The organism is Erythrobacter sp. NFXS35 (assembly GCF_040148725.1).
GTDB lineage: Bacteria > Pseudomonadota > Alphaproteobacteria > Sphingomonadales > Sphingomonadaceae > Erythrobacter.
Genome location: NZ_JAGDEB010000001.1, coordinates 134120 through 146828, shown reverse-complemented (window position 1 = coordinate 146828; position 12709 = coordinate 134120). Strand labels below are relative to the sequence as shown.

Annotated in this window: 12 protein-coding genes; 11 read left to right on the top strand and 1 reads right to left on the bottom strand. The window is 65.3% G+C overall.

The window, feature by feature from the left end:
• Window positions 1-59: 59 nt before the first annotated feature.
• A complete protein-coding gene (locus J3454_RS00730) occupies window positions 60-3251 on the bottom strand; it encodes an intermembrane phospholipid transport protein YdbH family protein (protein WP_349511849.1) in 3192 nt (1063 codons plus the stop codon).
• A 37-nt stretch (window positions 3252-3288) separates the two neighbouring features.
• Between J3454_RS00730 and radC the strand changes: the two genes are divergently transcribed.
• From radC to accD, 11 genes are all read left to right on the top strand, one after another.
• Window positions 3289-4071 (top strand): RadC family protein, encoded by a 783-nt coding sequence (gene radC, locus J3454_RS00725; RefSeq protein ID WP_349511848.1) that lies wholly within the window; start codon window positions 3289-3291, stop codon window positions 4069-4071.
• Entirely contained in the window at window positions 4071-5981 is a 1911-nt protein-coding gene (locus J3454_RS00720; RefSeq protein WP_349511847.1) for an acyltransferase family protein, read from the top strand. Before radC ends, J3454_RS00720 begins: the two co-directional genes overlap by 1 nt.
• Window positions 5982-6069: 88 nt before the next feature.
• Window positions 6070-7380 (top strand): adenylosuccinate lyase, encoded by a 1311-nt coding sequence (purB, locus tag J3454_RS00715; protein WP_349511846.1) that lies wholly within the window; start codon window positions 6070-6072, stop codon window positions 7378-7380.
• Window positions 7381-7456: 76 nt separating this feature from the next.
• The gene (locus J3454_RS00710) at window positions 7457-7837 is read left to right on the top strand and encodes a LapA family protein (protein WP_349511845.1); all 381 of its coding nucleotides are present in this window, start codon (window positions 7457-7459) and stop codon (window positions 7835-7837) included.
• Window positions 7834-8508, top strand: a complete 675-nt coding sequence (gene pyrF / locus J3454_RS00705; protein ID WP_349511844.1) for an orotidine-5'-phosphate decarboxylase — start codon at window positions 7834-7836, stop codon at window positions 8506-8508. The genes J3454_RS00710 and pyrF overlap by 4 nt, the downstream gene beginning before the upstream one ends.
• Complete coding sequence (locus J3454_RS00700; RefSeq protein ID WP_349511843.1) at window positions 8505-9011, top strand: GNAT family N-acetyltransferase; 507 nt, start codon at window positions 8505-8507, stop codon at window positions 9009-9011. Before pyrF ends, J3454_RS00700 begins: the two co-directional genes overlap by 4 nt.
• Before the next feature lie 9 nt (window positions 9012-9020).
• Window positions 9021-9653 carry a phosphoribosylanthranilate isomerase gene (locus J3454_RS00695; RefSeq protein ID WP_349511842.1) on the top strand — a complete coding sequence of 211 codons (633 nt, stop codon included), beginning with the start codon at window positions 9021-9023 and terminating at the stop codon, window positions 9651-9653.
• A gap of 8 nt (window positions 9654-9661) precedes the next feature.
• On the top strand, window positions 9662-10876 hold the full coding sequence (gene trpB / locus J3454_RS00690; RefSeq protein ID WP_349511841.1) for a tryptophan synthase subunit beta: 1215 nt from the start codon (window positions 9662-9664) through the stop codon (window positions 10874-10876).
• Window positions 10873-11058: a hypothetical protein gene (locus J3454_RS00685; protein WP_349511840.1), complete on the top strand. Its 186-nt coding sequence runs from the start codon at window positions 10873-10875 to the stop codon at window positions 11056-11058. The genes trpB and J3454_RS00685 overlap by 4 nt, the downstream gene beginning before the upstream one ends.
• The gene (trpA, locus tag J3454_RS00680) at window positions 11055-11849 is read left to right on the top strand and encodes a tryptophan synthase subunit alpha (RefSeq protein WP_349511839.1); all 795 of its coding nucleotides are present in this window, start codon (window positions 11055-11057) and stop codon (window positions 11847-11849) included. The genes J3454_RS00685 and trpA overlap by 4 nt, the downstream gene beginning before the upstream one ends.
• The gene (accD, locus tag J3454_RS00675; protein WP_349511838.1) at window positions 11846-12697 is read left to right on the top strand and encodes an acetyl-CoA carboxylase, carboxyltransferase subunit beta; all 852 of its coding nucleotides are present in this window, start codon (window positions 11846-11848) and stop codon (window positions 12695-12697) included. Before trpA ends, accD begins: the two co-directional genes overlap by 4 nt.
• Window positions 12698-12709 lie beyond the last annotated feature (12 nt).

Sequence of the window (12709 nt, the reverse complement as noted above, 5' to 3'; positions counted from 1 at the left end):
TCCCCGTGTCGCGTCACACGACGTGGCAGTGGCTTGGCGCACGGTCAATTCGGCATGTGTCATGGCTGGTCTTCGCTTTCAGGAGGTTGAACGGGTTTGACGGCAGGTGCGACAGGATTCGCCGGAACGAAGCGGCCGCCTTCGGGCCGCAGCAAGCCGCGATCGACCGGACTGCCGAGATAATCGACGTCCCAGAACGAACGAACCATGGTGGCCAGCTGGTAGAAGTTTTCTGACCGAACGTTGATCTTGAAGCGGATCGGCAGCTTCGCAATCCGGCGAGTCACGAAATTGCTGCTGGCGCCCTCACCCTGCCCGACGCCGTCGAACTGGAAGCTGGTTATGATCTCGCCTGCAAGATTGCCGTTCAGCCCTACGCTCATCTGCCGGTAATCGAGCGAACGCAGGGCGGAAAAGGCATAATTGCCCATAGCGCCAAGATCTTCATAGGTGAGTTCGCCGACATAGGCGACATTGCCGCCGCCCGCGCGGCTCAGCAACAGCCCCCCTTCGATCCGGCCGTTGCCATCGGCATCAAAGACAATCGGCACGGTCCCGTCGAAGGTGCCGGTGGCGGACAAGTTGGTCAGCTCCATCTCCGCAACGAACGTGGCCGCGTCGAGGCCGATGATTTCGAACACGTAGCGGCGTTCTTCGGGCTGGCTGAAGTCCATATCCAGCGGGCGCATGATCAGATCGCCGCCCATGAACGGAAAACGCGCATCCTTGAGGCTGAGCAGAGTGCCGTCCTTCAATTCGAATCGTACCTTGCCCGCCAGCACCTCCACCCCGGGATTGATCGCAGCAATGGTAACCTCCTGATCGGTTGCGGTGGTGAGATTGAGCAGATCGGTGAAGCGTACCTTGCCCTGCAATCCGCGCACCGGCCCGAAGGGGGCGGCAAAGGCCAGCCCATCGCTTCCGAACGTGCCACTGCTGGTGATGGTGTCGCCAACCCAGTCGACTCGGCCCGCACCGGTGACTTGACCCTCTGCGAACACAATGATGTCCTCGGCAAGGTAGGACAGGTTCTCGGGCTGCAAAGCGGGATCGAATACGAGGCCCGGCACGGACAGGCGAGCGCTCCCGGCGGCGCGGGCAAGATCATGATCGATGGCGACTTCGGCCACCACCCGGTCGGACGCTGGATGGCGCAGGCTGGCCGCTGCCGTGATGGCGTTGTCCGTCAGCGACAGCACCGCCCCGCGCGCAAGCAGCGGCGCGAATCGCTCCGGGCCGTCAGCCGGGCGGTCGGTGAGGGTGAACGCGCCCTCCCTCATGCGCAGCGCGCCATCGGTAAAGGCCCAACGTCCAGTCATCGCGCCAAGGCCTAGCGGGACAAGATCGAGCGTTGCCGAACCGCCGACAAAGCTGCCGCCAATGTCACCTGCAAGGCTGCCGGTGATGCTGGCTGCAGTCAGCCGCGCCTCGCTGCCGGGGGCTCCCACACGGGCTGAAAGACCCTCGATCTCGAATGGCGCGGGGTAACGCAGGGCAAGGCTGCGCGCGGACAGCAGGGCAGGAGTTTCGCCCATCGTTCCAGCAAGTTCCAGCGGCCCGCTGCGTGCCGCCAGCCGCAGTGAATCGTCGTAGACGAGCAAGGGCGCATCGCCTTCCGGGCACAAAGTGATTTGCTGCCGTTCCAGCGCCATTCCCGAAAACGCCAACGACCTGAACCGCATTGGCGTGCAGCGCGTGCCGAGCGCAAATCCGCGTGCCGCAGACCAGCGCCCATCGATCGGCAAATCGAGCCCGCTGACCCCGCCGCCCGGCAGATCGCCGCTGGCTTTCACGATCCCGTCGAACCGCAGCGTCTCGCCGCGTTCCTGCCGCACGGTCAGACGCGGAACCTCCAACCGGTTCGCGCCCGCGCTGTACTCGGACATTGCCAGCCGCAGCGCCCAACCGCTGCCCGTCTGTTCCACCCGGCCATTGATGTTGGGCAGGCCCGCGCCGCCGATCAGCACATTGCCCCGCAGACCTGCCAGCGCTCCGTCCGCAAACGCGAGATTGACCTGCGAAAGCGCGGCGACCCGCTCCCCCGCACGACTGGTGAGCGCGGCTTCCGGGATGATCAGCGCCGCTTCGCCCGGCTTGTGCCGCACCAGAGCCTCGGCACTGAAACTTGCCCCTCCCAGCGCCTGAGCCAGCCCGCCGCGCGTCTTGGCAATCAGCGGCGCAAGCAAGGTGCCTTCGAGCCCGCGTTCAGCCGACGCAAGCGATTGCCCGAGCGCCCTATCCGCGGCCAGCCCTTCGCCTTGAAGTCGGCCCTGCCAGGTGCCGCGCGCCGCATCGCTGCCGCTCTTCCACGTCCCTTCGGCGGCGAAACGAGCGATCCGGCCCTGCGGCGTCGCCACGTCGGTAATTTCCAGATCATGCGCGAGCACCAGCCCGGTCCCCGACCACGCAAGCTTGCTGGTGCCGGTCAGTGTCGCACCCGAATAGTCGGCGTAAGCAAGGTCGGAGCCTTCGAGTGCAAGGTCGCCTTCAGCGCGGCTGAAATCGCGTGCAAATGTCAGTTCAGTGCCGATATCGGCCTGAGCCAACCGCGCTCCGCCACAATCCAGTCCGGACAATCGTAGCGGGCCGTCGAGGCGCGGTGCACCGGCTGAGGTGATGATCGTGCCGAAGATCGTCGCAGCATCGGCCCGGCAGGTCGAGGTGCCGATCTCCGGCGCGGTTGCGGCGAGCTGTCCGGCGAAGCCGTCATCCAGCCGCCCTTCCCCGTCCAGCTTCACGCCGATCGCGCCATAATCGCTGTCCAGTAGGGCACGCCCATCGCTGATCGTCAGGTCGATGCCCGGCAGCGTTGGCGGCGCATCGCTATCGGTGAAGACCAAAGGATCCAGTGCGCCGAAGCTGATCTGGCCGCCACGATAGCTGCCGAACAATCGTGCGCCATCCAGCCTCACGCGGCGGACCTCGGGTCCGGCCCAGCCGACGCCCAGTTCTACCACCATTCGCCGTGCGGTGAAATCGGGGCGCGCGGGATCGCCGATTACGAGGTTTTCGATCACCTGTGCACGGGGGCCAATGGCAATAATGTCGTATGTGGCGGGGACGCCGCTTTGCGCGAGGTAATCATCGATGAAATCGCCAGCGATACGCTCACGGTCGAACCATGCGAGGCTGCCGCCTGCAAGCGCCAATGCCGCGCCGCCCAACCCGAACCGGGTGCACCAGCTACGCGGCCACAGGCGGCGTAACGCCGCGGGCGGGGAGGTATCAGCTTGCGTCTCGGGCACCGCCATCGTTTCGCACCCTTGCGCGCATCGTCCCCCAAAGGCAATGAGGGAGCAGGGTCAATTCCTGCCGGGGGTCGCATTGCCGGAAGCTGAAGACGGATTCGATTTCGGCGAGACGCGCGAAAGCGCTTCCGGGCAGGCGCTTCAGGCGGGCAAGGTCGCCGGTGCAGGACATCGTGCGCGCCTGCGCGAACGGCTGCTGAACGGCGGGGCCGAGGCGCTGGCCGATTACGAAGTGCTGGAATATCTGCTGTTCGCAGCAATCAAGCAGGGCGATACCAAACCCATCGCCAAAGCGTTGATCGCGCAGTTCGGCAGTCTTGCGGGCGTACTCAACGCTGATCCCAAGGCACTCCAGCGGGTGAAGGGCGTAGGCGAAACCAGCGCCGCCGCGCTCAAATCGGTCGCCACCGCCGCCCGCCGCATGACCCGCAGCGAAATCATCAAGAAGCCGGTGCTAGGCAGTTGGCAGGCGCTGATCGATTACCTCACCACCGACATGGCGCATCTGACGGTGGAGCGGGTACGAATCCTGTACCTGGATACGCGGAACCGGCTGATCGAGGATCACCACCTTGGGGACGGCTCGATCGACGAAGCGGCGATCCACCCGCGCGAAGTGATCCGCCGGGCGATGGATCTGGGCGCTTCCGCGATGATCCTCGTCCATAATCATCCCTCCGGTTCGCCCGAGCCGAGCCGCGCCGACATCCAGATCACCCAGCGTATCGCGGAGGCGGGACGGCACATGGGCGTGACCGTCCACGATCATGTCATCATCGGACGCCAAGGGCATTCCTCATTGAGGGCCAAGGGGCTGATCTGATGGTCGCGGCCACGCTGCCGGGACAGGCGGGAACATCGGCACGTGCGCCCTATCGCCCGGAAATCGACGGGCTCCGCGCGCTCGCAATCGCGCCGGTGGTGGTGCATCATGCCGCGCCCGGCCTGCTGCCTGGCGGCTTCACTGGGGTCGACGTGTTCTTCGTCATAAGCGGCTATCTCATAACCGCTATCATTGCCGGGGAACTGGCAAACGGACACTTCAGCCTGTGGCGATTCTGGGAGCGGCGTTTGCGGCGCATCGTCCCGGCTCTTGCGGCGATGCTGGCGGGCTGCACGTTAGCCGCATGGGCGATCCTGATCCCCGAGGATTTCTCCGAATACGCCAAGGCGCTGGTGGCGGCGTCGGTCTTCGCATCGAACCTGCATTTCGCGCGCGGCACCGATTACTTCGCAAGCCTCGAAGGCGCGCAGCCGTTGATCCACACCTGGACCCTCGGCGTGGAGGAGCAATTCTACCTTGTATTCCCGCTTTTGATTCTGGCGGCGTCGCGATTACGACCGGGCGGGATGCTGGCGCTCGCGGCCCTGCTCGGGGCAGCTAGCTTCGCCATGGCACTGTGGTTCGCGCCGCGCTGGCCATTGGCGGCGTTCTATTTGCTGCCGACCCGTATGTGGGAGTTGATGCTGGGCGCGGCCTGCGCGCTGTTGCCGCGCCAGCCGCGCGCCAACGGAGCACTCGCGGCGGCGGGGATCGGCCTTATCCTGGCGGGCTATTGGCTGATCGGGCCGTCGAGTGCCGCGCCGGGGGGCTTGTTCCTGCTGCCGACTATTGGCGCCGCGCTGGTGCTGTTGTTCGCGCAGGGGCGCACAGCGGTGGGCCAGGTGCTGGGCTGGCGCGTGCCGGTGTGGATCGGGCTGATCTCCTTCGGCACCTATCTTTGGCACCAACCGATCCTGTTCTTTCTGCAATATGTCCACTTCGGGCCCCTGCCTCTGCCGCACGTCTTGGCGGGGATCGCCGCTTCGGTGGCTCTTGGGGCGTTATCCTACCGCCTGATCGAACGGCCGGTGCGGCAGGGCCGATGGCTGGCGCGGCCCGCCATGCTGGTTGCGGTGTGCGCCGGTACGCTGGGCCTGCCGCTGGCAACTGGAGCGGCAGCCCATTTCGGCCTGCTCGGCCCGCATGGCTTGGCCGAGGCAGAACGATTGGGCGGTGTGCGCCCGCCGAACGCCTCGGTACAAGTGATCCAGCCTTCGCAAGAGCCACTGCACTTCGTGCTCTATGGCGATAGTCACGCAGCCCAATATTACGATGCCGCCGCCGCGCGCTTCGGCCCGGGTGCCTTGTTGAGCGGGTCGGGCTGCTTTGCCGCTGGCGGATATTCCAATCAGGAACCGGGACATCCAGCGGGCGATATTTGCCAGGCCCAGCCTGATCGACTTTCACGCCTTGTGCGGCAGCGCGAAATCCGGACTGTCATTTGGGCGCAGAGATGGGAGCGCCGGCTTTATGCCCCACAAACCGCAACGCCGCTCGGCATGACGTTCGGGGCAGGCGCTTCCTATCTCCGGCAAGCGATGGAGCGCCATGCCGATAGCCTGCCAGCGGGAACCCGCGTCATCATAATCGGCAATTCGCCCACCGCATGGGCTGCAGGTGATCTGCTGGAGAGCGGCTGGCTGCGGTGCCGCGCATGGCGCAATGTCGCCTGCCCGAACAGCTATCCCGAAGCCCGCGCCGAAGGTCGAACGGTCAACGCGGTCTTGCGTGCCTTCGCCGCCGCCGATCCGCGCTTTTCCTATGTCGATGCGCAGGCGCCGCTGTGCGAGCGCGGGCGCTGCCTGCTTCTGCAGGAAGGCATGCTCAATTACTGGGACGGCAGCCACATGACCGCCGCCGCAGCCGCACGGGTGATGGCGACCATCGATCCCGCACTGATCGCGCCATGATGCCTAGGAAAGGCGAGCGGCCGCCATCTTGCCTTGATCGGCCCCCTTCCCTACCGCGCTTGCCAAACCTGCCACACCGGAGTCGATCATGGTCCCCCGCTACGCCCGTCCGCAAATGACCGCCTTGTGGGAGCCGGAGGCGAAATATCGCATCTGGTTCGAGATCGAGGCACACGCAACCGAAAAGCTCGGCGAACTCGGCGTGGTGCCGCCGTCTGCGGCCAAGGCGCTGTGGAACTGGTGGGCGACCGATCCGAAGATCGATGTCGAGGCAATCGACGCCATCGAAGCGGTGACCAAGCATGACGTGATCGCCTTCCTCACCTGGGTGGCCGAGCAAGTTGGCGGCGAAGCGCGCTTCATGCATCAGGGGATGACCAGCTCCGACGTGCTCGACACCACACTTTCGGTGCAATTGGCGCGCGCGACCGACATTCTGATCGACGATGTCGACGCGCTTTTGGCCGCCATCAAAACCCGCGCGATGGAGCACAAATACACCCCCACGATTGGGCGCAGCCACGGCATCCATGCTGAACCGGTGACCTTCGGGCTGAAGCTGGCGCAGGCCTATGCCGAATTCGCCCGCTGCCGGACGCGACTGCTGGCGGCGCGGGCCGAGATCGCCACTTGCGCGATCAGCGGCGCGGTCGGCACCTTTGCCAATGTCGATCCGGCAGTCGAAGCGCATGTGGCCGAAGAGCTGGGCCTCGCCATCGAGCCCGTAAGCACGCAGGTGATCCCGCGCGATCGCCACGCGATGTATTTCTCCACGCTGGCGGTCGTCGCAGGCAGCATAGAACGGCTCGCTGTGGAAATCCGCCACCTGCAACGCACCGAAGTGCTGGAGGCGGAGGAATACTTCTCGCCGGGGCAAAAGGGTTCGTCGGCAATGCCCCACAAGCGCAACCCGATCCTGACCGAAAACTTGACCGGCCAAGCGCGCATGATCCGCGCCTATGCCCTTCCTGCGCTGGAGAATGTCGCGCTGTGGCATGAACGCGACATTTCGCATTCTTCGGTCGAACGCTTCATCGGGCCGGATGCGACCGTCACGCTCGATTTCGCGCTGGCGCGGTTGACCGGTGTAGTCGAAAAACTGCTGATCTACCCCGAACGGATGCTCAAAAACCTCGATAGCATGGGCGGCCTCGTCCATTCGCAGCGGGTGCTGCTGGCGCTGACGCAGGCGGGCGTAAGCCGCGAGGATGCCTACCGTCTGGTGCAGCGCAACGCGATGAAGGTGTGGGAATCGAGCGGCAGCCTCTCGCTGCTCGATCTGCTCAAGGCCGACCCCGATGTTACTGCCGCATTGTCTCCGGCAGAGCTGGAGGAGAAATTCGACCTTGCCTACCACTTCGCCCATGTCGACACGATCTTCGCGCGGGTGTTCGCTTGAAGGCGGCGATGCTGGACACGGTTGGCAATTCGCCTAGGCTCGCCGCAGCACAAGGCCAACGGGAGAGGCTCCGCCTGTGAAGATCCTTCGCACCATCATCTGGGTTCTCGCGCTGCTCGGGTTCCTGATTTTCTCGATCTACAACTGGAAGCCGGTCGAGGTGACGCTGTGGCAGAACCTCGTGATGGAAACCAAGCTTCCGGTACTGGCGCTGCTGGCTTTCGCGCTGGGGTTCGTCCCGCTGCTGACCTATCACTTGAGCATAAAATGGGGTCTCAAGCGCCGCGTGCGGGCGTTGGAGAACTCGCTCCAGACCGCCGCACTCGCCCGCCAGAACGACGCGCCGACGGCCGGCACAGTCGTGGACAGGCCTGTGGATAAGCCCGGCACGAAAGCGGGAGAACCAGCCGATCCGCTGTCTCCCGCAGATAGCGGCAGCGAGGGAGGCGCAAAATGAGCAACCCGGTCTACCTTGCGCTCGACATTCCGCAGCTCGAGCCCGCCAAAGCGCTGCTCGCCAAGGTTAAATCGCATATCGGCGGGGTGAAGCTGGGGCTGGAATTCTTCTGCGCCCATGGCAGCCATGGGGTGCATGAAATCGCGCACCTGGGACTGCCGATCTTCCTCGACCTGAAGTTCCACGACATCCCTAACACTGTCGCCGCCGCGATGCAGGCGATCCACGTTTATGAACCCGCGATCGTCACCGTCCACGCCAGTGGCGGACGGGCGATGATGGAGGATGCCAAGGCGGCGGCTGCGGAAGGGTGCAAGGTGGTCGCCGTGACGACGCTCACCAGCCTCGACGCCAATGATCTGACCGCCACCGGCGTTTACGGCAGCGCCGAAACGCAGGTGATGCGCCTAGCCGAACTCGCCCACGCGGCGGGCCTCGACGGGGTGGTGTGTTCGGGACAGGAGGTCGGCTTCGTGAAGAAGGCGTGGAAGGATGGCTACTTCGTCGTCCCAGGCCTGCGTCCAGCAGGTGGCGGCACGGGCGATCAAAAGCGTGTCGTCACCCCCCGGCAGGCGCGCGACAATGGCGCGAGCGTGCTCGTCATCGGTCGCCCGATCAGCCGCGCCGAAGACCCGGAGGCCGCTGCCCGCGCAATCGAGGCGACGCTTTGATCGTCATCGAAGCGGCGTCTTGCGATGATGCTCCCGTCCTGAAAAATCTGCTCGAATCCTCTTATCGCGGCGACTCGGCGCGGCGGGGATGGAGCCACGAGGCGGATATCCTCGATGACGAGCGGGTCGCGCCCGGTGAGATCGAAGCGATGCTGGCCGATCCGGCGGTGACGATCCTGACAGCGCGTGATGGCACCGACATGATCGGTTGCGTCGCCGTGACTACGAAAGACACCGCGCTCGCTTATCTCGGGATGCTGTCCGTCGCACCCGATCTGCAATCGGCAGGTCTCGGACGGCGGTTGCTCGATGCGGCGGAGGATCATGCGCGCACTGCTGGTATCGCCGCAATGGAAATGACCGTGATCGACAGCCGCGAGAGCCTCATCGCGTGGTACGAGCGGCGCGGTTACGCCAGAACCGGGGAGACCCGCCCTTTCCCGGTGCTGTGCGATCCTCCATTGACCTTCGTGGTGCTGGAAAAGCGGCTCGGCCCGGCGTAGGGACGCGCCATGACCGACACTCTTGTCAAGATTTGCGGGCTTTCAACCCCCGAAACCGTTGCGGCCGCCGTGCGGGCGGGTGCAGATTACGTGGGCCTTGTCCATTTCGCCAAAAGCCCGCGCCATCTGTCGCTGGCGGAGGCTGCGCGGCTGCGCGGATTGGTGCCGCCGCAGGTCAAGGTGGTGCTGCTGATGGTTAACCCGTCGCCAGCCGAACTGGCTGACGCGGTGCGCGAGGTGCGCCCGGACGTGGTGCAGTTTCATGGTAGCGAGACGCCCGAAACCCTCACGCGCTTCCGCGCCGACACCGGCATTGCGGCATGGCGCGCTCTTGGCGTGCGAGACGCGGGATCGCTGGCTGATGCGGCGCGATTCCACGGCGCGGCGGATATGCTGCTGTTCGATGCGCCCGCCAGCGGCCTCCCCGGCGGCAATGGTACGCGGTTCGATTGGGATGTGCTCAAGGCTTACAAGGCACCGACCCCGTGGGGGCTTGCCGGCGGCCTCACCCCCGCCAACGTCGGTGACGCGATCCGGCTGACCGGTGCGCCGATGGTCGACACATCCTCCGGCGTCGAAAGCGCGCCTGGCCTCAAGGACGTGGACAAAATCGCCGCCTTCTGCAAAGCGGCCCGAGTATGAACACTCCTATGAACACACCACTCAACTCCTTCCGCAACCAACCCGATGATCGCGGGCATTTCGGCGAGTTCGGCGGGCGCTATGTCGCTGAAACGCTGATGCCGCTCGTGCTCGATCTCGAGCGCGAATACCGCGCCGCGCAGGCCGACCCGGCGTTTCAGGCGGAGTTCGACGACCTGCTGGAGCACTACGTCGGCCGCCCCTCGCCCTTGTATTTCGCACCGCGCCTGACGGAAGAACTCGGAGGCGCGCAGGTGTGGTTCAAGCGCGACGAGCTCAATCACACCGGTGCGCACAAGATCAACAATTGCATCGGGCAGATCCTGCTCGCGATGCGCATGGGCAAGACCCGCATCATCGCCGAGACGGGCGCGGGCCAGCACGGGGTCGCCACCGCCACGGTTTGCGCGCGCTTCGGCCTGCCCTGCGTGATCTACATGGGCGCCGAAGACGTCGCGCGGCAATCGCCCAACGTGTTCCGCATGAAGCTGCTCGGCGCGGAGGTGATACCCGTCACCAGCGGCGGCGCGACGCTGAAGGACGCGATGAACGAAGGGCTGCGCGACTGGGTCGCGAACGTCCATGACACCTTCTACATCATCGGCACGGCGGCCGGCCCGCATCCCTATCCGGAGATGGTGCGCAATTTCCAGAGCGTGATCGGCAAGGAAGCGCGCGCGCAGATGCTGAGCCGCACGGGCCGCCTGCCCGATCTGCTGGTCGCTTGCATCGGCGGCGGGTCGAACGCGCTGGGGCTGTTCCACCCGTTCCTCGACGATGCGGATGTGAAAATGCTCGGCGTCGAAGCGGCGGGGCATGGCCTCGACGGCGACGAACACGCCGCGAGCCTGCTCGGCGGATCGCCCGGCGTACTTCACGGCAACCGCACCTATCTGTTGCAGGACGAAGACGGCCAGATCACCGAAGGCCACTCTATCAGCGCTGGCCTCGACTACCCCGGTATCGGGCCGGAGCACGCATGGCTGAAGGAATCGGGCCGCGTCGAATACACCGCCGTCACCGATGATGAGGCGCTGGAAGGCTTCCAGCTGCTGTGCCGCACCGAGGGAATTATCCCCGCGCTGGAACCCTCGCACGCGATTGCGGCAGTGGCGAAGGTCGCGCCGACCATGCCCCAGGACAGCATTGTGCTGATGAATCTGTGCGGGCGCGGCGACAAGGACATCTTTACCGTGGCGGAAAAGCTGGGGGTGGAGTTGTGACCTTCTCTCCGACCCGCAGCCTCGTGTTTTTCGTCATCGGACTGCCGCTCGGCTTCATTCTTTGTGCGCTCGGTTTCGTGACCATGGCGCAGCCGATCACCGCCCCCGCGATCGCGCCGTGGGCACTCAGCATGGCGGCGCTGATCGGATTAGGAGCTGGTGTGTGGAGGCCCGCCGAATGACCCGCCTCTCATCAACCTTTGCCGCCCCCCGTCCCGCGCTCGTCTGCTTCATCACCGCGGGCGACGGCGATACCGCGGCCAATCTCGATGCGCTGGTCGAAGCCGGCGCGGATGTGATTGAGTTGGGGATGCCCTTCACCGATCCGATGGCCGATGGCCCCGCGATCCAGAGCGCCAATTTGCGCAGCTTGGGCGCGGGCACGACCACCGCCGACGTGCTGCGTTACGCCACCGACTTCCGCGCCCGGCACCCGGATGTGCCGCTGGTGCTGATGGGCTATGCCAACCCGATGGTGCGGCGCGGGCCGGAATGGTTTGCGGACGCCGCCGCAGCAGCAGGCGTTGACGGCGTGATCTGCGTCGACATCCCGCCCGAGGAAGACGACGCGCTCGGTCCGGCCTTGCGGGCCAAGGGCATCGCCCCGATCCGCCTCGCTACCCCAACAACCGACGCCGCGCGTCTGCCGCAGGTGCTCACCGGGTCGGCAGGCTTCATCTACTATGTCTCGGTGGCCGGGATCACCGGCAAGCAGCAAGCCGTGCAGGCCAGCATCGAGGAAGCCGTGGCGCGGCTCAAGCAATCGACCGATCTGCCCATCGCCGTCGGCTTCGGCGTGCGCACGCCCGAACAGGCCGCCGCCATCGCCAAGGTCGCGGACGGCGTGGTGGTCGGCTCGGCATTGGTGGAAATCTGCGGCGAATATGGCGCTGAGGCCCCGGCCAAGCTAAGGGAGCTGACGTCCGCCCTCGCCAGCGCGGTCCATACCGCCCGACAGGAGCAAGCAGCATGAACTGGTTCACCCGCGTCCGCAATTCGCTCGGCTTCACCGCCGACAAGAAGACCACCGAGCGCGATCTGTGGATCAAGTGCCCCTCGTGCCAGGAAATGCTGTTCGTGGCCGAGTACGAGGACAACCTCAGCGTCTGCCCGAAATGCGAGCATCACGGGCGGATTGGCGCGGATGCACGGCTGGGACTGCTGCTCGATCCGGGGTTCGAAGTGCTGCCGCTGCCCAAGGTCACCGAAGACCCGCTCGGCTTCAAGGATACCAAGAAATACACCGACCGGCTGAAGGCTGCGCGCGCTGCGAACCCGCATGAGGATGCGTTTGTCGTCGGTTCCGGCATGATCGAGGCCCGCCCGGCGGTGGTCGGCGTGCAGGATTTTAGCTTCATGGGCGGATCAATGGGCATGGCCGTGGGTCAGGCCTTCTGCGAGGGCGCGCAGAAGGCGATCGACCGCGGCTGTGCCTATATCGTGGTCACCGCAGCAGGCGGCGCACGGATGCAGGAAGGGATCCTGTCCCTGATGCAGATGCCGCGCGCCACCGTAATGACCCGCAGGCTCAAGGCGGCAGGCCTGCCCTATATCGTGGTGCTGACCGATCCTACCACCGGCGGCGTGACCGCCAGCTATGCCATGCTTGGTGATATCCACATTGCCGAACCGGGCGCATTGATCGGCTTTGCGGGCCAGCGCGTGATTCAGGACACGATCCGCGAACAACTGCCCGAAGGCTTTCAGCGCGCCGAATATCTGCACAAGCACGGCATGGTCGACATGGTGGTACCGCGCTGGGAGCTGAAGGCAACGCTGGCGCAGGTGCTGGATTACCTCCAGCCGGTGAAGGCGGCTTAACCCGCGCACTGC

Excerpts from the sequence above, each read along its gene's own strand:
- J3454_RS00730 (WP_349511849.1), bottom strand. The coding sequence starts at position 3,251 with ATGGCGGTGCCCGAGACGCAAGCTGATACCTCCCCGCCCGCGGCGTTA.
- radC (WP_349511848.1), top strand. The coding sequence starts at position 3,289 with ATGAGGGAGCAGGGTCAATTCCTGCCGGGGGTCGCATTGCCGGAAGCT.
- J3454_RS00720 (WP_349511847.1), top strand. The coding sequence starts at position 4,071 with ATGGTCGCGGCCACGCTGCCGGGACAGGCGGGAACATCGGCACGTGCG.
- purB (WP_349511846.1), top strand. The coding sequence starts at position 6,070 with ATGGTCCCCCGCTACGCCCGTCCGCAAATGACCGCCTTGTGGGAGCCG.
- pyrF (WP_349511844.1), top strand. The coding sequence starts at position 7,834 with ATGAGCAACCCGGTCTACCTTGCGCTCGACATTCCGCAGCTCGAGCCC.
- J3454_RS00695 (WP_349511842.1), top strand. The coding sequence starts at position 9,021 with ATGACCGACACTCTTGTCAAGATTTGCGGGCTTTCAACCCCCGAAACC.
- trpB (WP_349511841.1), top strand. The coding sequence starts at position 9,662 with ATGAACACACCACTCAACTCCTTCCGCAACCAACCCGATGATCGCGGG.
- trpA (WP_349511839.1), top strand. The coding sequence starts at position 11,055 with ATGACCCGCCTCTCATCAACCTTTGCCGCCCCCCGTCCCGCGCTCGTC.
- accD (WP_349511838.1), top strand. The coding sequence starts at position 11,846 with ATGAACTGGTTCACCCGCGTCCGCAATTCGCTCGGCTTCACCGCCGAC.